18 protein-coding genes and 1 pseudogene are annotated in these 22,135 nt (G+C 60.5%); 13 read left to right on the top strand and 6 right to left on the bottom strand.

Annotated elements, in window-relative coordinates; genetic code table 11:
- Position 1 precedes the first annotated feature (1 nt).
- The 9 genes and pseudogenes from QA644_RS10230 to QA644_RS10190 all read left to right on the top strand — a co-directional run bounded on the left by QA644_RS10230 (position 2) and on the right by QA644_RS10190 (position 9,939).
- Entirely contained in the window at positions 2-1,087 is a 1,086-nt protein-coding gene (locus QA644_RS10230; protein ID WP_074068605.1) for an ABC transporter ATP-binding protein, read from the top strand.
- 232 nt (positions 1,088-1,319) lie between these two features.
- Positions 1,320-3,779 carry a glycoside hydrolase family 2 protein gene (locus QA644_RS10225; RefSeq protein ID WP_283072248.1) on the top strand — a complete coding sequence of 820 codons (2,460 nt, stop codon included), beginning with the start codon at positions 1,320-1,322 and terminating at the stop codon, positions 3,777-3,779.
- Positions 3,780-3,814: 35 nt separating this feature from the next.
- Entirely contained in the window at positions 3,815-4,576 is a 762-nt protein-coding gene (locus QA644_RS10220; RefSeq protein ID WP_283072247.1) for a sugar phosphate isomerase/epimerase, read from the top strand.
- A 9-nt stretch (positions 4,577-4,585) separates the two neighbouring features.
- The gene (locus QA644_RS10215) at positions 4,586-5,719 is read left to right on the top strand and encodes a Gfo/Idh/MocA family oxidoreductase (protein ID WP_194729897.1); all 1,134 of its coding nucleotides are present in this window, start codon (positions 4,586-4,588) and stop codon (positions 5,717-5,719) included.
- Positions 5,720-5,787: 68 nt separating this feature from the next.
- On the top strand, positions 5,788-6,819 hold the full coding sequence (gene mgrA / locus QA644_RS10210) for an L-glyceraldehyde 3-phosphate reductase (RefSeq protein WP_283072246.1): 1,032 nt from the start codon (positions 5,788-5,790) through the stop codon (positions 6,817-6,819).
- A gap of 93 nt (positions 6,820-6,912) precedes the next feature.
- The gene (locus QA644_RS10205; protein WP_283072245.1) at positions 6,913-8,526 is read left to right on the top strand and encodes a glycoside hydrolase family 43 protein; all 1,614 of its coding nucleotides are present in this window, start codon (positions 6,913-6,915) and stop codon (positions 8,524-8,526) included.
- Positions 8,527-8,528: 2 nt separating this feature from the next.
- Positions 8,529-8,840 (top strand): annotated as a pseudogene (locus QA644_RS10200) (GNAT family N-acetyltransferase); the annotation flags it as partial.
- 113 nt (positions 8,841-8,953) lie between these two features.
- A complete protein-coding gene (locus tag QA644_RS10195) occupies positions 8,954-9,268 on the top strand; it encodes an RcnB family protein (protein ID WP_283072244.1) in 315 nt (104 codons plus the stop codon).
- A 239-nt stretch (positions 9,269-9,507) separates the two neighbouring features.
- Positions 9,508-9,939, top strand: a complete 432-nt coding sequence (locus QA644_RS10190; protein WP_074068587.1) for a hypothetical protein — start codon at positions 9,508-9,510, stop codon at positions 9,937-9,939.
- Between the two features lie 115 nt (positions 9,940-10,054).
- On the opposite strand, the gene QA644_RS10185 is transcribed toward QA644_RS10190, so the two are convergent.
- Positions 10,055-10,705 carry a glutathione S-transferase family protein gene (locus QA644_RS10185; RefSeq protein ID WP_283072243.1) on the bottom strand — a complete coding sequence of 217 codons (651 nt, stop codon included), beginning with the start codon at positions 10,703-10,705 and terminating at the stop codon, positions 10,055-10,057.
- A gap of 238 nt (positions 10,706-10,943) precedes the next feature.
- Between QA644_RS10185 and QA644_RS10180 the strand changes: the two genes are divergently transcribed.
- Complete coding sequence (locus QA644_RS10180) at positions 10,944-11,681, top strand: adenylate/guanylate cyclase domain-containing protein (RefSeq protein WP_349254113.1); 738 nt, start codon at positions 10,944-10,946, stop codon at positions 11,679-11,681.
- A 219-nt stretch (positions 11,682-11,900) separates the two neighbouring features.
- Here QA644_RS10180 and znuA read toward each other — a convergent pair whose 3' ends face one another.
- Positions 11,901-12,887, bottom strand: a complete 987-nt coding sequence (znuA, locus tag QA644_RS10175) for a zinc ABC transporter substrate-binding protein ZnuA (protein WP_283072241.1) — start codon at positions 12,885-12,887, stop codon at positions 11,901-11,903.
- Positions 12,888-12,988: 101 nt separating this feature from the next.
- Here znuA and QA644_RS10170 point away from each other — a divergent pair, with 101 nt between their 5' ends.
- From QA644_RS10170 to QA644_RS10160, 3 genes are read left to right on the top strand one after another with little or no spacing between them, the layout of a single operon-like run.
- Positions 12,989-13,852 (top strand): metal ABC transporter ATP-binding protein, encoded by an 864-nt coding sequence (locus tag QA644_RS10170; protein ID WP_283072240.1) that lies wholly within the window; start codon positions 12,989-12,991, stop codon positions 13,850-13,852.
- Positions 13,845-14,657, top strand: a complete 813-nt coding sequence (gene znuB, locus QA644_RS10165) for a zinc ABC transporter permease subunit ZnuB (protein ID WP_074068579.1) — start codon at positions 13,845-13,847, stop codon at positions 14,655-14,657. The genes QA644_RS10170 and znuB overlap by 8 nt, the downstream gene beginning before the upstream one ends.
- On the top strand, positions 14,654-15,052 hold the full coding sequence (locus QA644_RS10160; RefSeq protein WP_074068577.1) for a Fur family transcriptional regulator: 399 nt from the start codon (positions 14,654-14,656) through the stop codon (positions 15,050-15,052). Before znuB ends, QA644_RS10160 begins: the two co-directional genes overlap by 4 nt.
- A gap of 15 nt (positions 15,053-15,067) precedes the next feature.
- On the opposite strand, the gene QA644_RS10155 is transcribed toward QA644_RS10160, so the two are convergent.
- From QA644_RS10155 to QA644_RS10140, 4 genes are all read right to left on the bottom strand, one after another.
- The gene (locus QA644_RS10155; protein ID WP_283072239.1) at positions 15,068-15,598 is read right to left on the bottom strand and encodes a gamma carbonic anhydrase family protein; all 531 of its coding nucleotides are present in this window, start codon (positions 15,596-15,598) and stop codon (positions 15,068-15,070) included.
- Positions 15,599-15,608: 10 nt separating this feature from the next.
- Positions 15,609-16,310, bottom strand: coding sequence for a fumarylacetoacetate hydrolase family protein (locus tag QA644_RS10150; protein WP_283072238.1), 702 nt, complete (start codon positions 16,308-16,310; stop codon positions 15,609-15,611).
- A gap of 75 nt (positions 16,311-16,385) precedes the next feature.
- Positions 16,386-18,368, bottom strand: a complete 1,983-nt coding sequence (locus tag QA644_RS10145) for a CHASE2 domain-containing protein (protein ID WP_283072237.1) — start codon at positions 18,366-18,368, stop codon at positions 16,386-16,388.
- The gene (locus QA644_RS10140) at positions 18,368-22,126 is read right to left on the bottom strand and encodes a FecR domain-containing protein (protein ID WP_283072236.1); all 3,759 of its coding nucleotides are present in this window, start codon (positions 22,124-22,126) and stop codon (positions 18,368-18,370) included. The genes QA644_RS10145 and QA644_RS10140 overlap by 1 nt, the downstream gene beginning before the upstream one ends.
- Positions 22,127-22,135 lie beyond the last annotated feature (9 nt).

Raw genomic sequence — 22,135 nt, 5'->3', positions numbered from 1 at the left:
CATGAACACAAGCGTTTCCATCAAAGATCTGTCGCTGAATTTCGGCGCCGTCAGCGTCCTCAAGGACCTGAACCTCGACATTAACGACGGCGAATTCCTGGTCCTGCTCGGCTCGTCCGGCTGCGGCAAGTCCACGCTGCTCAACTGCATCGCCGGGCTGCTTGATGCATCCGCGGGACAGATCTTCATCAAGGGCAAGAACGTCACCTGGGAAGAGCCCAAGGACCGCGGCATCGGCATGGTGTTCCAGTCCTATGCGCTCTACCCGCAGATGAGTGTCGAGAAGAACCTGTCCTTCGGACTTCGCGTTGCAAAGGTGCCGCAGGCCGAGATCGACAAGCGCGTGGCGCGCGCCTCCGAAATCCTGCAGATCCAGCCGCTTTTGAAGCGCAAGCCCGCCGAACTGTCCGGCGGCCAGCGCCAGCGCGTGGCGATCGGCCGCGCACTGGTGCGCGATGTCGATGTGTTCTTGTTCGACGAGCCGCTGTCTAACCTCGATGCCAAGCTGCGTTCGGAATTGCGCGTCGAGATCAAGCGCCTGCACCAGTCGCTGAAAAACACGATGATCTACGTCACCCACGACCAGATCGAGGCGCTGACGCTGGCAGACCGCATCGCGATCATGAAAAGCGGCATCATTCAGCAGCTCGACGATCCGACGACCATCTACAACAGGCCGCGCAATCTTTTTGTTGCAGGCTTCATCGGCTCGCCGTCAATGAACTTCCTGCACGGCGAGCTGACCAAGAACAGCGACAAGACGGTGTTCAGATCTAACGGCGTCAGCTTCTCGCTCGACGGCTATGATGCGGCTCAACCGCTGCAATCGGGCCGCAAGGTGGTGCTCGGCGTGCGCCCGGAGCACATCAAGGTCGACGAAAATCTCGGCCCCGAAGTGCATGATGCGACCGTCGACATCGAGGAGCCGATGGGTGCCGACAACCTCCTCTGGCTGAAGCACGCCGGTCACACGATGTCGGTGCGCATCAATGGCGCGCGCCGCTTCAAGGTGGGAACACCGGTGAAGCTCAGCTTCGACATGTCGCTGGCATCGCTCTTCGATGCAGAAACGGAGGAGAGAATTTAGGAGGCGGCGAGTGTGCGGTGGGCGAGGGCGGTAACCAGCCCCTCATTCGCCTGCCTGGCACCTTCTTCCCGCAGACTGCAAGAAGCAGATATGCCGCAGCGCCTTCCCCGATCGCAATATTGCATTCGGCAAGTTCCCTCTCCCCGCAGGCGGGGCGAGGGCTAGGGTGAGGGGCAGTCACGTGCTCCTGGGCAAGCGAGGGCATCCTCGTTCCAATGTTCGAGATCAGAGAATGACCACGTCCAATACTTCGTCCATCGATCTTTCCGGTTCCTGGCAACTCGCCTCCGCTGAAGGCGAAGTCACCACATCGATCACGCTTCCGGGCGACCTCCATACGGCGCTTCACGCGGCAGAGCTCATTCCGGATCCCTATTTCGGCCGCAACGAAGAGCAGGTTCAGTGGGTCGCGCATCGGGATTGGGTGCTCGAGCGAAGCTTCCAGCTCGATGATGCCGAAGGCGACTGGTATCTCGACATCGATTACCTCGACACCGTTGCCTCTGTCTTTATCAACGGCTTCGTCGTACTAGCGGCCGACAATTGCTTTCGCCGCTACCGGCCGGGTGTTTCGAGCATGTTGAAGGGAGGTGAAAACACGATCCGCGTCGTGCTGCATTCGAGCATTGCCGCCGGCGCAGAGCGGCAGGGCAGGCAGCCTTTCTACGTACCCTATCACCCGGGCAACTCGCCGATCGCCAACGGCAATATGCTGCGCAAGCCGCAATGCCATTTCGGCTGGGACTGGAACATCGCGATCGCGCCGCTCGGGCTTTATGGCACGATCGCACTGAAGAAGCTCGAGACGGCGCGCATCGAGCACGTCACGACGCGCCAGACGCATAGCCTCGACGGCAGCGTCGAACTGCAGGTCACGGCAATGCTCTTCGCGAAAGACCCCGGCATCGTGCCGGTGCACTTCGCGCTCGACGGCGAACGTATCCGACTCGATGTCGGTGTCAATGCCGGCGAGACGGTGGTCAATCATATCTTCTATGTCGAAAAACCGCGCCTCTGGTGGCCTTCCGGCAGCGGCGAGCAGGCGCTTTATGCGCTGACAGTCGATCTGCCGTCAGATGTGGTGACGAAGCAGATCGGCCTTCGCACCGTCGAACTCATCACTACGCCGGATGCGGCCGGCAGCCGCTTCGCTTTCAAGGTCAACGGCCGCGAGATCTTCTGCCGAGGTGCGAACTGGATTCCGGCGGATGCGCTGTTTTCGCTGTCGTCGGCGGAGAAGACGGAGGACCTGCTGCAGTCGGCAAAAGCTGCGAACATGAACATGATCCGCGTCTGGGGTGGCGGCTTTTACGAGCACGACTGGTTCTATGACCTGTGCGACCGGCTCGGCCTCATGGTCTGGCAGGATTTCATGTTTGCCTGCAACCTCTATCCCTCGACAGAAGACTTCCTCGACGATGTCGCGCTCGAAGTCGACTATCAGGTCAAACGCCTGGCCTCGCATCCCTCGATCGCGCTCTGGTGCGGCGATAACGAACTGGTCGGTGCGCTTACCTGGTTCGACGAGCCGAAGCGGGACCGCGACCGCTATCTCGTCTCCTATGATCGGCTAAACCGCACGATCGAGCAGGCGATGAAGAAGGCGGCGCCAGGTGCGATCTGGTGGCCGTCGAGCCCGGCCTCCGGCTATCTGGATTTCGGCGACGCCTGGCATGCAGATGGCTCCGGCGACATGCACTACTGGTCGGTCTGGCACGAAAACAAGTCGTTCGACAATTACCGCTCGGTGCGGCCGCGTTTCTGCTCCGAATTCGGTTTTCAGTCCTATACCTCACTGCCGGTCATCAAGACTTATGCCGATAAGAGGGACATGAACATCGCGTCGCCGGTGATGGAGTTGCATCAAAAGAATGCCGGCGGCAATGAGCGGATCGCGGGCACGATGTTCCGCTATTTCCGCTTCCCCAAGGACTTTCCGAACTTCGTCTATCTCAGCCAGATCCAGCAGGGGCTGGCGATCAAGACGGCGGTGGAATATTGGCGGTCGCTCAAACCCCATTGCATGGGCACGATCTACTGGCAGCTCAATGACACCTGGCCGGTCGCGTCCTGGTCGAGCCTCGACTACGGCGGGCGCTGGAAGGCGATGCACTATCTCGTCAAGCGATTCTTCCAGCCGGTCGCCGTGGCCGCCATTCCATCGGAGGACGGCAAAACGATCCGATTCTCGCTGGTCAACGACACGCTTTCGGAGGTCAGCGCCGATCTATCGATTTCCATTCTGACGATGAAGGGCGAGCGCAGGCACCTGAAGGATATCCAAGCCGTCTGCACGCCGGATGCTGCCGTGACGGCAACGGCGATCAATGTCTCGGATATCCCCGAGGGCACGCTGCTTGGCTGGCGCTTCACGGCGTCGAACGGCATGGGCGGTGAGGGGCACTACGTTCACGGCACCTACAAGGCACTCGAATTGGAGCCTGCCGGTCTCCAGGTGACCCGCGAATATGTCGAGGAAGACGGCTCGGTCTGCCTCAATGTCACCGCCAAGGGACTGGCGCTGTTCGTGATGATCGAGACCGAGACCGACGGCAAATATTCCGACAATGCCTTCGATCTGGCAGCTGGCGAGACCCGCCGCATCCTCTTTACCCCGGCAAAGCCGCTCCAAGACGGCGAGCTTCCGGACTTCCGTTTCTACGACCTGCATTCCTGCCAGTCCGCAGATTGATTTTGAGAAAGGGCACGAGGCCCGAGGAGAAAATGATGACGAAACTGAGTTTCCAGCTTTATAGCGCCCGCAATTTCCAGCCCTATTCGGCAATCTTCGAAAAGCTCGGCAAGGCCGGTTATTCGGAGGTCGAAGGCTTCGGAGGCATCTATGCCGATCTCAACGACGCTGATTTGAAGGGCCTGCGCGCCGATCTCGACAAGAATGGTCTCACGATGGCAACCGGCCATTTCAGCCCGGATTTCCTCGACGGCGAAGTCAAGAAATCGCTGAACATCGCAAAGACGCTCGGCATGGATTCGATCTACGCACCGCATCTTGCCCCCGACCAGCGTCCGGCGGACGGCGCCGGCTGGCTTGCGTTTGGCAAGCGCCTGCAGGAAATGGCCAAGCCCTATAAGGACGCCGGCTACGAATTCGGCTGGCACAATCACGACTTCGAATTCGTGAAGCTTGCCGACGGCTCGCTGCCAATCGAGCGCATCTTCGAAGGCGCGCCCGACATTTCGTGGGAAGCGGATATCGCCTGGGTCGTCCGTGGCGGGGCGGATCCGTTCGCCTGGATCGAGAAGCTCGGCTCACGCATCACTGCCGTACACGTCAAGGACATCGCGCCGGTCGGCGAGAACAAGGACGAGGACGGCTGGGCCGATATCGGTCACGGCACACTTGCCTGGCCCAAGCTGATCGCTGCGCTCAAGGGCACCAGGGTGAAGCACTACGTCGTCGAGCACGACAATCCGAGCGACATCGATCGCCTGATCACACGCTCGATCGCATCCTTCAAGACCTACTGAGGGCAAACCATGACCAAGGAACTTGGCGTCGGCATCATCGGATGCGGCAACATCTCCACCACTTACCTTTCGCTCGCGCCCCTCTTCAAGGGGCTGAAAATTCTGGCCTGCGCGGACATCAATGTGCAGGTAGCCGAACTTCGCGCCGAGGAATACGGCGTCACCGCTCAGACCATCGAGCAGCTTCTTGCCAATGACGAGATCGACGTCGTCGTGAACCTCACGATCCCCGATGCGCATTATCCGGTCTCGAAGGCGGCGCTTGAGGCCGGCAAGCACGTCTTCTCTGAAAAGCCGCTCGTGCTGACGCTGGAACAGGGTGAGGATCTGCGCCGCATCGCCAAGGAGAAGAAGCTCTCCGTCGGCTGCGCGCCGGACACCTTCCTTGGCGGTGCGCACCAGCTTGCCCGCAAATATGTCGACGAGGGCGGCATCGGGCGCATCACCTCCGGCGCCTGCTATGTTATGGGGCCGGGCATGGAGATGTGGCATCCGAACCCGGACTTCTTCTTCCTGCCGGGCGGTGGTCCCATCCTCGACATGGGTCCGTATTACATCGCCAACCTCATCAATTTCATCGGCCCGGTGAAGCGCGTCGGCGCGATCACCTCGATGGCGTCGGAGACACGCACAATCACCAGCCAGCCACGCCACGGTGAGACGATTCCGGTCAAGACGCCGACGACGGTCCAGGCACTGCTGGAATTCGTCAGCGGTGCGACGGTGACGCTGACGGCGAGCTGGGATGTCTGGTCGCATCGCCATGCCAATATGGAGCTCTACGGCACCGATGGCACCCTTTTCGTTCCCGACCCGAACTTCTTTGGCGGCGTCGTCGAGGCCAGCGGCCGCGACAAGGACATCAAGCCGCTTGAAGCCTGGGAGCATCCCTTCGGCAGGTTCAACCAGGAAAGCCCGCAAGGCCCGCGCGCCAACTACCGCACGGCAGGTCTTGCTGACATGGTCGCGGCGCTGATCGACGGCCGCGATGCCCGCTGCTCGCTGGAGCGCACGCTGCATGGCGTCGACGTCATGACCTCGATCCTGAAATCGGGCGAGGAGGGCAGGTTCGTGGAACTCACGACGACCTGCACGCAGCCCGCCGCGCTTGGCATCGAAGAGGCTCAGGCGCTCTTGAAGTAGGCCTCCAAAGGGCTATTTTCCGCGCGGGCTTTTTCGGCCCGCGCGCACTTTTCCAAAGGATCAGGACCATGAGCTGGCAACCGGCTTCCGACCGCTATTCGAAGATGAAGTATAACCGCACGGGCCGCTCCGGCCTGAAGCTTCCTGCCGTTTCCCTCGGTCTCTGGCACAATTTCGGCGGCGACACGCCGCATGAGCGCAAGATCGACATGTGCCGCACTGCCTTCGATCTCGGCATCACCCATTTCGACCTTGCCAACAATTACGGCCCGCCTCCAGGTTCGGCCGAAACCGCCTTCGGCGAAATCCTTCGTACCGAATTCGCGGGCCTGCGCGATGAACTCATCATCTCGTCGAAGGCCGGCTACGAAATGTGGCCGGGTCCCTATGGCGAGTGGGGCAGCCGCAAATATCTGATCGCTTCCTGCGACCAGAGCCTGAAGCGCATGGGCCTCGACTACGTCGATATTTTCTATTCGCACCGTTTCGATCCGGATATGCCTCTCGAAGAGACCTGCGGCGCGCTCGACTATATCGTCCGCTCCGGCCGCGCGCTCTATGTTGGAATTTCCTCTTATAATTCGCAGCGCACGCGGGAAGCAGCCGCGATCCTCAAGGATCTCGGCACGCCGTGCCTCATCCACCAGCCGAGCTATTCCATGCTCAACCGCTGGGTTGAGGACGACAAGCTGCTCGATACGCTGGACGAGGTCGGCATGGGCTCGATCGTCTTTTCACCCCTGGCGCAGGGCATGCTCACGACCAAATATCTCGCCGGCATCCCGGAAGACAGCCGTGCGGCTCAGAACCACTTCCTGAAGCGTGATTTCATCCGCCCGTCGATCATCGACAACATCCGCAAGCTGAATAGCATTGCCGAACGCCGCGGCCAGACGCTGGCGCAGATGGCGATTGCCTGGGTATTGCGCGGCGACCGGGTGACGTCGGCGCTGATCGGAGCCAGCCGTTCGTCGCAGATCGTCGATTGCGTTAAGGCGCTCGACAATCTTGAGTTCACGGTGGAAGAGCTGAAGGAGATCGATGTCTACGCCCGCGAGGCCGACGTCAATCTCTGGGCGAAATCCGCAGAGCGAGAATAAGCGCAAGCAACGCCTGGCCGGAAACTGCCGGGCGTTTCTCATTCAGTCTGACGTACGTGCCGCAGTCTGCGGCTATCCGGAGGAGCAGCTGTCATGATCCGCAACCCCGTTCTGCCTGGTTTTAATCCCGATCCGTCTATCTGCCGCGTCGGCGACGACTATTACATCGCGACCTCGACCTTCGAATGGTATCCGGGTGTGCAGATCCACCATTCGCGCGATCTGGTGAACTGGACACTGGTGCGCCGTCCGCTGGAGCGCCAATCGCAGCTCGACATGCGCGGCAATCCCGATAGCTGCGGCGTATGGGCGCCGTGTCTTTCCTATGCCGATGGGCAGTTCTGGCTGGTCTATACCGACGTCAAGCGCTTCGACGGCAACTTCAAGGACGCGCACAACTACATCGTCACCTCGCCGACCATCGAGGGCGAGTGGTCTAATCCGGTCTACGTCAATTCCTCGGGTTTCGACCCGTCGCTCTTCCATGACGACGACGGCCGCAAGTGGTTCGTCAACATGCAGTGGAACCACCGCACGGAAAGCTATGGCGGCGCGCCCAAGCATCCGGCCTTCGATGGCATCCTGCTTCAGGAATGGGATCCAGTCACGAAGGCGCTGAAAGGTCCGATCAGGAACATCTTCGCCGGCAGCCCGCTCGGCCTTGTCGAAGGCCCGCATCTCTTCAAGCGCAACGGCTACTATTATCTAACGACCGCCGAAGGCGGCACGGGCTATGATCACGCGGTCACCATGGCGCGTTCGCGCAACATCGACGGTTCCTACGAGATGCATCCGAATATCCATCTCATTACCTCCAAGGACAATCCGGAAGCCGTTCTGCAGCGGGCAGGGCATGGGCAGTATGTCGAGACGCCCGACGGGCAAGTCTATCACACGCATCTCTGCGGGCGGCCGCTGCCGCCGAAGCGCCGCTGCACGCTTGGTCGCGAAACCAGCCTGCAGAAATGCGTCTGGAAGGCGGACGGCTGGCTCTACCTCGAAAACGGCACGACGGTGCCGGATGTCGACGTTCCGGGCCTGAAGGGCGCGGTTCGCGCCGAAAAACCGGTTCGCACCGAATATAGCTTCGATGGCGGCAAGTTGCCTGCGGATTTCCAGTGGCTGCGCACGCCGCAGCCGGAGCGCATCTTCGATCTGACCGGACGCCCCGGCCATCTGCGCCTCATCGCCCGCGAAAGCATCGGCTCGTGGTTCGAGCAGGCGCTCGTCGCCCGCCGCCAGGAGCATCACAGTTTCCGAGCCGAGACTGTCGTAGAGTTCGACCCGGACACCTACCAGCAGGTCGCCGGCCTGACGCATTACTACAATCGCCACAAGTTGCACGCCGTAGCGGTGACGCTGCACGAAAAGCTCGGCCGTTGCGTCACCATCCTTTCCTGCAATGGGGATTATCCGAATGGCCGTCTCAGCTTCCCGGCTGGCAGCGGCGTCGCCCTTCCGGCGGAAGGCCGCGTCCAGCTTTCTATGGAAATCCGCGAAAACGACCTGCAGTTCTTCTGGCAGACGGAAGGAAAGGGCGCCTGGCAGCCGATCGGCCCGGTTCTCGATGCCGGCGTCGTCTCCGACGAGGGTGGCCGCGGCGAGCACGGCTCCTTCACCGGTGCCTTCGCCGGCGTCTTCGCCTTCGACACATCTGGGCGTGCCAAGACAGCCGATTTCGACTGGTTCAACTACGAAGAGCTTTGAAAATGGCGCCCGATATCGTCATCGAACCGATCGCCGTCCGGCACGTCGAGAGCTATCACCAGGCTCTCGACGTTGTTGCGCGTGAACGCAGGTATCTCACCTTCCTTGAGGCCCCGCCGCTCGAAGACACACGGAAATTCGTTCTCGACATGATCGAGAACAGGCATCCGCAATTTGTCGCAGTAAAGGACAGCGGGGTGATCGGCTGGTGCGATATCCGCCGGCATTCCCGCCCGGCACATGCGCACCGAGGAACGCTCGGCATGGGCATTGTCCCTGCCCACCGCGGACAGGGCCTCGGCTTGCGTCTCATGCGGCCGCTTTAAAAGGCGAAACAAAAGTATAAGATTATGCTTATAAGCGTCAGTTTTCTATTACAAAAGTTTAATTTAATTTTCAGATTCGGTTCACCTTCCTGGACGTCCCGATGAAAAAGATATTCACAACCCTGCTTTCCGTTTCCTTCCTGATCACGCCGATTGCGTTCGCATCAGAGGCAAGTGCTGCCGAGCACCGCCATCCGGTCGTTGTCGAAAAGAAGGTCGTGGTCCACAAATACCGCTGGACGAAGGGTCATCGCATGACTGCTGCCGAACGCCGCCACATGGCCGAAGTCCGCGACTACCGCCGCTACCGCCTGTCGGCGCCGCCGCGCGGCTATCGCTGGGTCAGGGTCGACAACGAGTTCCTGTTGATCGGCGTCACGAGCGGGATTGTCTCGAGCATCATCGCTACCCGCTGATCGGGCGTTTTTAAAAAGCCACCTTTGGGCTCTAAAGTCGCTCGCAGCAAGACGCTGCGGGCGGCTCGACTTATTGAAGATATTTTCACGAGGCCTTGGTGAATGCTGGTGCTGGCAAAAGTCCAATTTTGCGACGGTGTAAGAATCAGCTGCAAATCTGGCGCTTTAATCGGGAACTTCGCGATAGGGTCATTTCGGCTCACGACACTACAGAACTATCTGCAGTCGGAGAAGAAACCATGGAGGCCAGCGTAAGGAAGCTTTTCGAGCGATACGAACGCTGTTTCAAGCAGTCCCTCGGCGGCGACATAGACATGGATGAGGTCGCATCTTTGTATGCATCCGACTTCATAGCTGCCTCGCCCGCTGGGGTGATGACTGGAAAGAACGACGATCAACTCAAGCAAGTCATGGCGCAAGGTTATGCGCACTATCGGGCGATAGGGACGAAGGAGATGCGGATACGCAATGTCCGCCTCTCGACCATAGATGAACATCATTGCGTGGCCCATGTCGCTTGGAGGGCAACCTATGTCCGCAAGGATCAATCGGACGTAGCGATAGATTTTGATGTTCACTACTTCGTCCAAGAGCTGGACGGGGAGCCGAAAGTTTTCGGCTGGGTATCAGGCGACGAGCAGGCGCTTTTAAGGAAGCACGGCATCATCTGAAGTCCGCTCACTACCCGATCACGACACCGCTCCGTCGCGCAATTCCTGGGGTCAGGATCCATAACTGAGCGAAAGACTCGCATGACCGCTTCGAGCCGCCCAGAGCAGACTTTTGTCAGCCGGTCGATGCGGCGATGAAAACCGCCAACTGAGCGTCGAAGGCACGCTTGTATGCGGGCCGCGCTTCACCGCGGGCGACATAGGCGGAGAGGTTCGGATATTCGTCCAGTATACCCGATCCTTTCAACCTGAGCAGCACCGACACCATCAGAAGGTCACCGGCGCTGAACTCGCCTTCTAGCCAGTCGGCATCGCCAAGGCGATCGGAAAGTTCGCTCAGTCGCATACGGATGCGTTCCTCGACGACAGACAGGCGCTGCGCGTACCAAGTCTCGTCGCCCTCCAGGAGCCTGGCGATTTCGCGATCGACGATCGGCGGCTCCATCGTGGTGAGCGCGGCAAACATCCATGTGATCGCCCGCGCCCGGGCATTCGCATCGTCTGGCAGCAGGCCCGCATGGCGCTCCGCGATATGGAACACGATTGCCCCCGACTCGAACAGGGAAAGATCGCCTTCTTCATAGGTCGGAATCTGCTCGAAAGGATGAAGCGCGAGATGCGCGGGTTCCTTCATCGCTTTAAACGAAAGAAGACGAACTTCGTAAGGCTCGCCAACCTCTTCGAACGCCCAGCGAACGCGCATGTCACGCGCCAGACCCTTGCCGCCATCGGGCGACCGTTCAAAGGCGGTAATAGTGATAGTCATCGCTGTTCTCCATAGCACGTCTGTCTTGAAGACGAGTGGCTAAACGAGTTCCGACACCCCATGTCTGCGATCGCTTCATCCATGAATTTCTTTCGCTCCAGTTTGTATGTCGCAAATCGTGGAATGGGAGTTCTGATGACGCGGTCCCGGTTGCAAAGCAACTGCAGGCTTTTTTGAAGATTATCTGGCCCGGATGTGCGAAAATCGCGAAACGGCACGCAAACAGGGCGGCGGCAAGATGTCGTTTTCTCAATCCAGGATTTGCAAGGGCTGCTGGCAGCAGATGCGTCTCCCGGTGCCTCTGCGCGGACCGGCTTCCATTCCCTTCCGCGCCTTCGGCATCCGCCCGAGCCGGATGAATCCGAACACCTGCACGATTTGCGAACTCATGTTCACACGCGTGATGAAAGCCCGCAAGATCACTGTTGATGTATCGGTGCTTTTTGCAGATCTGAGAGGCTATACGACGCTTTCGCAATCGCTTTCGGTAGATACTGTCTCGTCGCTGCTGGATGATTTCTACGATGAATGTGCCACAGCCATTTGGGAATACGACGGCCTTCTCAACAAGACGGTCGGGGACGCCATCATGGCAATATTCAACTTTCCGATCCACCACCAGGACCACGCCGAACGTGCTGTGCTCGCTGCGCGGGAGATTCAGCGCCGCTGCCAGTTGCGTCGTGAACGTCACATGGCTGAAGGTGCCGGCCTGGACGGAAGTGAACTCGGCATTGGTATCGGCATCGACTCCGGCGAGGCCAGCTTCGGAGAGTTTGGCCGATCGCATCGCGACCTGACTGCGATTGGAACGGTTGTGAATACTGCCGCGCGCGCGCAGTCAGTTGCTGACGCAGGGCAGATTCTCGTCACCAGGGCCGTTTGCGAGCGGGCGCAGAGCCAAACGGCCGACAGCAAAGGTCGGGCATACCGCCTGAAGGGCTTTGAGAAGCCGATTGAGCTTTACTCGATCTGAGCACCGTTGAATGCCGGGTCGCTTGAATACCGCACATTTAGGGCCGGGCCGGGTGACGCCTTTTCGTTTGCTCAGGCGGCTTTCCGTTTCCAACGCAGCTTTTGGGCTGCAGATAGTAGAATCTCCCTTGGCGGACTCCGCGGGACTTAGCCTCATTCTCGGCGGGCTCGCTCAGTCCCTCGATCGGCGGCAGCGAGCATAAGCGCTCGCCTTTCCGGCTCAGCTTTCGCGCGAAAGGCAATCCTTCATGCTGTTGGCGATGCCGCGCATCAGTGTGAAATAGAGATCGGGACCGGCCTCCAGCGTTGCCGCCTCCGGGTCGAGTACGCCGGCTTTCGCATCGGTGCCTTCGATGACGACATTGACCAGGCGCGGCTCGAACTGCGGTTCGGCGAAGACGCAGGTGGCGCCGAGGTCGGCAACCTTCTTGTGGATCTCCGAAACGCGCTCGGCGCCGGGCATGTTTTCCGGGCTCACCGTGATGGAGCCAGCGACGCGGACGGCATAGCGGTGCTCGAAATACTGGTAGGCGTCATGGAAGACAATGAAAGGCTTGTCCTTTACCGGGGCGACGATGCCGGTGATTTCCTTGTCCAGCGCATCGATCTTTTCGTCGAGCGCCTTGGCATTGGCCTGGTAGGTCAGCGCGTTGGCGGGATCGGCGGCCACCAGCGTCGTGGTGATTTCCGCAGCCATGGCCTTGGCATTCATCGGGTCGAGCCAGAGATGCGTGTCGAACTCGCCGTGATCGTGATCGCCTTCTGCATGCGCGTCGTGCTCATGCCCGGCCTCTTCGTGCTCATGCCCGGCCTCCGCCTCGTCGCCGTCATCGTGCGGTTCGAAGGCACCGCCTTCGCGAAACTTCAGCTTCACAAGGCCCGGCGCATCCTCCAGCTCGGCAATGCTGGCGCCGGAGCCTAGCGATTCCAGCGGCTTTTCGAGGAATGCTTCGAGGCCAGGACCTACCCAGAAGATCACCTTGGCGCTCTGCAGTGCGCTCGCATCCGACGGCTTGAGGTTGTAGGTATGCGGGGAGGCGGCGCCATCGACGATCAGTTCCGGCGTGCCGACGCCCTGCATGATCGCCGAAACCAGCGAATGGATCGGCTTGATCGAAGTAACGACTGCCGGCGCATCCGCCGCCTTGGAGGCCCCGGCCAGCAGGATCGCCGGGATCGCGAGGGAAAGACCCATAGCCAGTTTCATGTTCACGCTCCGCTTGAATAGCAATTGTAATGTTATTACATCAATTGCGTAATGCTATAACGTGTGCGATAGCATGACGCAACAGCACTGTCGGAAAAATGATGTTATCTCCCGCAAACCCTGCCTCGAAGCCGCTGGTTTCCCTCCACAATGTGGGTGTCCGGCGGGATGGCCGCTGGCTCGTCCGGGGCGTGGAGTTTTCGATTTCACGCAGCGAGATCGTGACCCTGATCGGTCCGAACGGCTCCGGAAAATCGACAAGCGCCAAGGCGGCGATCGGCGTTTTGAAGCCCGATGAGGGCAGGGTGGAGCGGGCAAGCGGCCTCAAGGTCGGCTACGTGCCGCAGAAGCTTGCGATCGACTGGACGCTGCCGCTCACCGTCCGGCGCCTCATGACGCTGACCGGCCCGCTTCCCGAACGCGAGATGATGGCTGCGCTCGAGGCCGCCGGCATGGCTCATATGCTGAATGCCGAGGTGCAGCACCTTTCCGGCGGCGAGTTCCAGCGGGCGCTGATGGCGCGTGCCATTGCCCGCAAGCCCGATCTGCTCGTGCTGGATGAACCGGTGCAGGGCGTCGATTTCTCCGGCGAGATCGCGCTTTACGATCTCATCAAGCAGATCCGTAATTCCACCGGCTGCGGCATCCTCTTGATCTCGCATGATCTCCATGTCGTCATGGCCGAGACCGATACCGTGATCTGCCTCAACGGCCATGTCTGCTGCCGTGGCACGCCGGAGACGGTCAGCCAGAGCCCGGAATATGTGCGCCTCTTCGGCAGCCGCGCGGCAAAGACGCTCGCCGTTTACAGCCACCACCACGACCACACGCATCTGCCGGACGGCCGCGTGCTGCATTCGGATGGTTCGGTGACGGATCATTGCCATCCGGACGACGGCCATCACCACGATCACGACCACTCGGATCATGACCACCACCATCATGCGGGAGATCGCCATGCTTGACGATTTCTTCGTCCGCGCGATCCTTGCCGGTGTCGGTCTGGCGCTCACCACCGGGCCGCTTGGCTGCTTCATCATCTGGCGGCGCATGGCCTATTTCGGCGATACGATCGCTCATTCCGCGCTGCTCGGCGTCGCGCTGTCGCTGCTCTTTGAATTCAACCTGACGCTTGCCGTCTTCGCCGTTGCGGCGACGGTTTCGATCCTGCTGCTCTTCCTGCAAAAGCGGCAGGCGCTGTCAGCCGATGCGCTGCTCGGCATCTTGTCGCACGCGACGCTGGCGATCGGGCTCGTCATGGTCGCCTTCATGAGCTGGGTACGCATCGACCTCATCGCCTTCCTCTTCGGCGATATCCTCGCCGTCTCGAAAACCGACATCGCGTTGATCTGGGGTGGCGGCCTCTTTGTCGTCGCCGCGATCGCCTGGCTGTGGCGTCCGCTGTTGGCATCGACCGTCAACCCCGAGCTTGCCGAGGCCGAGGGGCTGCAGCCTGAGCGGGCGCGGCTCCTTTTCATGCTCCTGATGGCGGTCGTCATCGCCATCGCCATGAAGATCGTCGGCATTATGCTGATCACGTCGCTGCTGATCATCCCGGCGGCCGCGGCCCGCCGCTTCTCGTCGACACCGGAGGTCATGGCCGTTCTCGCATCGCTGATCGGTGCTGCCGCCGTCGTCGGCGGCCTATTCGGCTCGCTCACCTACGACACGCCGTCAGGCCCTTCGATCGTGGTTGCCGCACTTATTCTCTTCGTCCTCAGCCTGCTGCCGCGGCTGGGGCGCAAGGAACCGCAAGGACAAGGCTCATGAACGCACCGCAACTGACCAAGAACCAGGCGCTGGTCTTCGACGTGCTGGAAAAGGCCGACGGCCCGCTCAGCGCCTATACGATCCTCGACAAGCTGCGCGACCACGGGTTCCGCGCGCCACTGCAGGTCTACCGTGCGTTGGAGAAGCTGCTCGAATATGGCGTCGTGCATCGCCTGGAGAGTATCAATTCCTTCGTCGTCTGCGCCCATCCGAACGAGAATTGCCACAGCCACGGCACCGTTGCCTTCGCGATTTGCGAAAGTTGCGGCCATGTCATGGAGTTCCACGATCACGAGGTCGATCACCGGCTGATGGACTGGACGCGCGGCAAGAAGTTCAAGGCGGAGAAGACGACGATCGAAATCCGCGGTCTTTGCGAGACCTGCGCCGCCTAGCGCAATTCCGGGGAGTTAGTCGATCCGCTTCAAGTCGCGGGCGAAACGCTGCCAGTTGGCGACATATATTTCCGCCGAGCGCCTAAGCCCGTCGATCGCCTTTTCATCGAGCGTCCGTATGGCGCGGGCAGGCGAACCGACGATCAGTGAAGCGTCCGGAAATTCCTTGCCTTCCGTCACCAGGGCATTGGCGCCGACAAGGCAGTTGTTGCCGATCTTTGCGCCGTTCAAGACGGTTGCGCCCATACCGATCAGCGAATTGTCGCCGATCGTGCAGCCGTGGACGATCGCGTGATGACCGATGGTGCAGCCTTCGCCGATCGTCACCGGAAAGCTCGGATCGGTGTGCAGCATCGCGCCTTCCTGGATATTGGTGTTGTTGCCGACGGTGACCGGCTCATTGTCGCCGCGAAGCACGGCGCCGAACCAGATGCCGACACCTTCGCCAAGCTCCGTCTGCCCGATTACATGCGCGTCCGGCGCAATCCAGTAGAGCCCGCTCGGCGGCAGTTTCGGCGACAATCCCCCAAGCGCGTAAACGGGCATAGCAATCTCCTCAGGCGACGGTTACGGAAAGCGTCGCGATACCGTCGATGCCGCATTCGACGCGATCGCCTTTCTTGACGGCGCCGACACCGGCCGGCGTGCCGGTCATGATGACATCACCGGGCGCCAGGACGAAGAGCTTGGAGAGCTCAGCGATGATTTCCGGCATCTTCCAGATCATCTGCTTCAGATCGCCGTCTTGAACGCGCTTGCCGTTGTGGTCGAGCCAGATGCGGCCCGCGTCCGGATGGCCGAGGCGGCTTGCGGGCACGATTGCCGAAACGGGCGCCGAATATTCGAACGCTTTCGCAACTTCCCATGGACGGCCGAGCTTCTTTGCCTCGGCCTGCAGATCGCGGCGGGTGAAATCGATACCGACGGCGTAGCCATAGATGCAGTCAAGCGCGTTGCCGAGGGGAATGTTCCCGCCGCCGGATTTCAGCGCAATCACGCATTCTGCCTCGTAATGCACGTCATTCGAAAGAGACGGATAGGGAAACGGCTTGCCGGGAGGCAGCAGGTTGTCGGCGTTCTTCTGGAAGAAGAAGGGCGGCTCGCGGCTCGGGTCGTGCCCCATCTCGATCGCGTGGTCCGCATAGTTGCGCCCAACGCAATAGACGCGGCGCACCGGAAAGACGTCGCTGCTGGCTTCGATGGGAAGCAGAACCGGCTGCGGAAGTGGGATGACGGTGTCGGGGCTTGTTGCGGACATTGAGATGCTCTTGCTGTTATCGAGTCCGGCGATCTTAAACGGAAAATCGCAAGCGGGGAAAGCGCAACGGGACGATTATCCTTCCGTGCCCGAGACATCGCTGCGAACGATCGCATAATAGGCCGCAAGTTCGGGGATCACCTGCGGCAGCGTCTGGAATACGGGATCGTCCGGCGAAAGCTTGCCGGCATATTTCATTTCCACGAAGGCCTGGTGCGCCGCCAGCGCCGCGGCATCCGCGTGATGCAGCACCGTGAAAACCGGGGTGGGGAGCGTCTTGCCTTTGACGAGGACACGGTCGAGCTCGGCGACCGTATAGGTGCCCGCCACAAGCTTCGCAGTCTGCTCGCCGAGAAGCAGAGCGACGCCATAATTCTTCGAGGCTCCCTCCAGGCGCGAGGCGAGATTGACCGCGTCCCCGAGACAGGAATAGTCGAAACGCCTGTTCGAGCCCATGTTGCCCACAACGCACTCGCCGGTATTGATGCCAACGCCCATTTTCAGCGCATGCAGCGGCGTTCCGTTTATCCTGGCCTCTTTCTCGAGCTGCCTGTTCAGGCTCGCGATCGCTTCCTGCATCGCGAGCGAGGCGGCAACAGCATGTAGCGCATGATCCGCATCGTCGAGCGGCGCGTTCCAGAACGCCATGATGCAGTCGCCCATATATTTGTCGATCGTCCCGGCGTGATCCATCACGACATCGGAAAGCGGCGTCAACAGGCGGTTGATGAGGCCGGTGAGCTGCTCCGGATCGTCCTTCAGCGTTTCGGCAATTGTCGTGAAGCCCCGCACGTCCGAAAACAGGACCGAGAGCGTCCGCCGCTCGCCGCCGAGCTTCAGCTGTGATGGATCCTCGGAAAGCCGTTTGACGAGATCGGGCGATATATATTGTGAGAAGGCGAGGGTGACCTGCTTCTTCTTGCGCCGCTCTTCGGCAAAATCGAATGCCGCCTGTCCGAAGGCGACGGACACATAAGCCACGACCGGCCCCAGCGGCGAGACGAACAGATTGCCGAAGCGGATGCCGGCATAGCTCAGCGCCGCCGCCACGCCGATGAAGACAACCGTGGCGGCGAATGTCCGCCAGCCCGTGGATTTCCAGACGGTCGCAGCCGCGAGAATGGCGCCAATCAGGATGGCGAAGGCAACCACTGGAAGGCGCGCCAGCTCGATCGAATAGCGGTGCACGATATTGTCGTAGATCGTCGCCTGGATTTCGACGCCGGCGACCAGTCTGCCCGTATGGACCGTGTAAGGCGTCGCAAACGCATCGGCACCGCCTTTGTCGATTTCCGGCGCATTCTGCAGGCTGAGTCCGACGAACACCACGCGGTCCTTGAAGAAATCCTTCGGCAGAAAGTTCTCTGGGTCCAGCGCCTGATAATAGGAAACCGTCGGATAACTGCGTGATGGTCCGAAGGACTGAATCAGCGCGTTGGCGGGCAGGCGGCCCGGTGCTTTTCCGGCTGCCTGCGCAAGGGTGATGGCAAATCCGTCCTGATAGGACGGGATGTTGCGGAAGACGCCGTCGCCGCCGAGATCGATCGAGGCGATGCCGGTTCTCGCGCCGGCTTCTGTCAGTTGCGGCATCGGCGTGGCGCGGATCAACTGGTCGGCCTGCGGCGTCTGGATCAGCGTCTCGTCGCCGGCAAGCACAATGTCCGGCCCGACGGCCGCCGTTATTGCCGCATCGTCCTCTCGCGAAGACTGTTCGGCCATGATGATATCGAGGCCGATCGCCTTGGCGCCCGCTGCGCGCAGCTGCCGGATCAGCCGGGCATGCAGGCTGCGCGGCCAGGGCCATTGCTCATTCATCTCCGCCAGTGACGGCTCGTCGATCGCCACGATCACCGGCGCATCCGCAGGCGGCAGCGGGTCGTCGACCGTGGAGAGATAATCGAAGCTCCGCAGTTCCAGCAGCGACCAGGCGGGGAGGCGTGACAGCAGCGAGATGGCGATGAGCGTGATCAGCACTAGCACCCCCAACCGTACCGGCCGGCTGCTGAACGGCCAGCCGGGCTGGTGTACTCTATGCCCGGGTCCGACCTCCCCAATCATCAGAAGCGCGCTTTGAGGGTGGCCTTGAAGGCGCGGCCCCAGCCTCGAACACGCGGAGCAACTTCGAAATCCTCATCGAGAAGATTGTAGGCGGCGGCTTCGAGTGCGAAACGCTTATCGAACGGCTCCCAGATAAGATTTGCGTCCAAGGTCCAGTAATCGTCGAGCTTTGTGCCAATGTCATCGCCATCACGCTCGCCGATATAGTTGGCAGCGATGGTTGCCTTGACCTTTGCCTCGTTAACCCAGGTCAAGGCGATCTGGCCGGAGTTTTCCGGGACATAGGGCAGTGAGCCGCCGAAATTCGCGCTCGTCTCGTCCTTATTCTTCGAATCCATGTAGGCATAAGTCGCCGACAGTCCGAATCCATAGCCGACGGCGACATTTGCGGTCACACTTGCGCGATCGAGGCTTCCTCTCGAAAGCGGAAGGCTGTCAACAAGAGGAAGTGCAGTCAGGGGAAAGCCGACCGAGAAATCGTGTAGCTCCTGATGTTGATATTCGACCGTGGTAAAGAAGCGATCGGTCCATTCGGCGTCCCACTGGAATGCGGCGGTATCGCTATAACCGTCCGTGCCGATTGCGAATTGGTTGGGCTGCAGACCCAGAATACCGATTGGCGCGAGCGTCGGCGAGCCGGTCTCGACGCTCTGACGCATGAAAGCAGCGCGCAGCCAATGATCGTCGAAAGGTGCCCAGGCAAAGCCGATGCGCGGCTCAAGACGGCTTACGTCGACGTTTCCGCCATTCATGTAAGTCCCGAAAAGGGCATATTCGCCTTTCAGATTCGGCGTAATCTCATGGATTACGTCAACATATGCGCGACCAAGATCAAGCCGGCTGCTCACTTCATTCGGACCATTGACAACACCGGGGATAGACAGCGGGAGCGGCGGAAGCGGAGTGATTGCAAAGAGCTCAGAATAGTCGCTTGCGCTGGCATCGATCCAGCCACCCTCTATACCATATCGCCAGGTCAGGTCATCGTCACCGATGCTGTGACTGAGGGCAGCAATATATGTCTTTGCGGTCGCTTCTTGACGGGTGCGCCCAAACGGAACGAGGTCTGGATCGGTGAAGCCGAACATCGGGGCCCGGTCAAATTCTAGGTAGTTTGTGGTCTTGGACTTCACTTCCGAATAGAGCAGGGCGGCATTCAACACGTTCCTGTACCCGAATGTGTGACTCCAGCCGATGCCTGCATTCGTGCTCATGACCGTATTTCTCTGCTCGCGATATAAAGGCAATACGCTCGGCGCAAGCGGAACACCGAAAATAGGGATGAAAAACTCATTATTCAGCCGCGTCGAGGCGGCCGTATCCTCGGTCAGCGCATTCAGCCGAAGGTCATTTTTCGCAGTATTCAAATAAGCGACAATATGATCGTCCGGCGTTAAACTTGCTGTCAGGTATCCGTTGCCGTCGAGAATCTTGTTTTCGGTCGAGAAGCCACCGTAATCGTCATAGCTGCCCTCATTCGCAATCTCTTCCCAGCGGAGATTTCCGTAAAAACTCAGCGGGATCGTCTCATTGCTAAAACCCTGGATTTCAGCTTCCCCGGTGCGCCGAGTTTGGCCATCTATATTCGTGATGCCTCCGCCAACCGATCCTTCGATAAATGGAATATTCAGGAAATTGGCTGAGCGTGATCGCCCTGCAAGCATATGAGGGTCGAGCAGGAGGCCCTGGAAGAGCGACGAGAAGCTTGAGGCGTTTGTCTGGTAGTTGACAACACTGTCCCCAAAGAGAATTGCATTGCTGAAGGGGTCTACGCTGCCTTTGATCGCCTGGTCCGTATAGCCGCTGCCTTCGAAGGGATCGAAGACGGCGTCGCCGTAATAGCGTCCCCATGCATCCAGGCCCTGCAGGCGGAAGGCGTTGTTGAGGGTCGAGCCCGCGTCCTCGCTGGCGCCGAGTGAGCCGTAGTCGCCGCCGCGCGCCCTTGAGCGGCGCAGGAACTCCTGCGCGTTGCGGATCGCGCCATCGGCGTCGTAATCGTCGATTGCGAGCGCTGTTCGGAATGAGGAAACAACCGGATCGTTCTTGTCCAGCCGGTCGGAATTGTCGAGCGCCTGGTTGGAAGGATCGCGGTCACCCTTTTCGTAGTGGGCGGCGGCCAGCATGAGCTGCGACTGCGAATGAGCCGGATTTGCCGTGGAGGCGGCGAGAAGATCGTCCAGCGCCTTATCTCTTTCGCCCATTTGAAGATAGTACCGGCCGCGGGCAAGCAGCGCTATATCGAACGCTGGATCGGCCGCGAGCGCCGCGTCGATTTCGCGCTTTGCCTCCTTCATCCGCGACTGGTCGAGGTAAAGAATGGAAAGGTTGGCGTGGGCGATCGGATCGGCGGGATCGAGTTCGATCGCCTTCTTGAAGGCCTCTTGCGCCTCACGATGGGCGTCACGCGCAATATAGAGCAGGCCGAGGTCGTTCCAGGCCGAGGCCGAGCCCGGCATTTCCTTGATAGCCTGCTGGAGATCGGCAAGCGCGCCGTTCATGTCGCTCTCGTAACCTGCACGGTACTTGGCACGCGCCTCAAGCGCGTTCGGATCGGTCGGGTCGATAGCAAGCGACCGGTCGATCGCCTCCTTCATCTGCATCCGATCATCGATCAGCAACGAGAGCAGCGCACGCAGCGCCGGAAGGGTCGAGTCGCTCGGATGTTGCTTTTCGGCGCCCTTGATCACTTCGATCGCTGCCGGAATGTCTTCGAGGAAGCCCGCAGTGTATGCCCTCATCACTTCGGCATATCGCCCCGTTGTTCTTGCAGGCTGATTTTCTACGCGATTGGGATTGAGAAGGGAGCGGGCGTAATAGGCACCATAGGCAGCCACGCCGCGGCGTTCTGAGTCGAGGCGGGGTTGGGCCCTGGCAAACAGACGGGCTGAGTCCGTATAGCGTTTTTCAGCGCCTGCAATGAGTGCCTCGATCATGTCAGCCCGAGCGCTTTGGCTTGAGGAGAGGCCAAGAGCGCGCGCCCTGGCAAGCGACTGCAAGGCGGCAGCGCGGCCGTCGATCGTCAGCTGCACTTCGGCGAGCGTCAGCCAGTCTTCCGCCGTCCGGCTCTGCGGCGGCTTGTTATTGATGCGAAGGCGTTCGCTGCGCATTTTCTGCACGGTCAGCGGCGAGGCGGGCATGAAGGTGAAGCCGCTGCGCAGCGTCAGGTAGAACAGCATCTGCTCGCGGTCGTCCGGCGCAACGATGACGAGCTTGCGCGGCGCCTGGCCGATGGTGGCGACGGCCGCTTCGCCCTGCGCAACCTCGACGCTGCCGTGCTCGTTCTTCAGCTCCACGCGGCCTTCCAGCACGATCAGCGAGGTCTGGTCGCCCTTGACCGTCAGCGTCCAGTCGGTGCCTCGGATGGCGGCTGCCGCGGCCGGTGTCTGAACGGTCAGGCCCGATCCGCCGCGCTGGGCGCGGGCCCACATCGTGCCGGATTGGAGGTGGAGGATCGTATCGCCCGCCGGCGCCATCTGTTTTACCTGCAGCGACGAATTCCGGCCGAGGCGTACCTGCGTGCGGTCCGCGAATAGGACCGCGAGCTGGCCGGTGGCATTGGTACGCAGCACGTCACCGCCCAGCAGCTCCTGGTGCAGGTCGACATTTTGCCAGTTCGACAGGTCGACGAAGCGGACTTCCTCGCCGACCTTGCGGTCGATGACGGAGCCTGCGGCCGGCGCCGCGCGCTGTATGGGTTCAGCGGCTGCCGGCCGCGCAAGACAGCACGCCGCCACGCTCAACGCCGTAACGGCGGACATGGAACTGAT

The sequence above is a fragment of the Rhizobium sp. CC1099 genome (assembly GCF_029714385.1).
Lineage (GTDB): Bacteria > Pseudomonadota > Alphaproteobacteria > Rhizobiales > Rhizobiaceae > Rhizobium.
The sequence above is the reverse complement of the archived record's forward strand: the minus strand, read 5'-3'. Positions and strand labels throughout refer to the sequence as shown.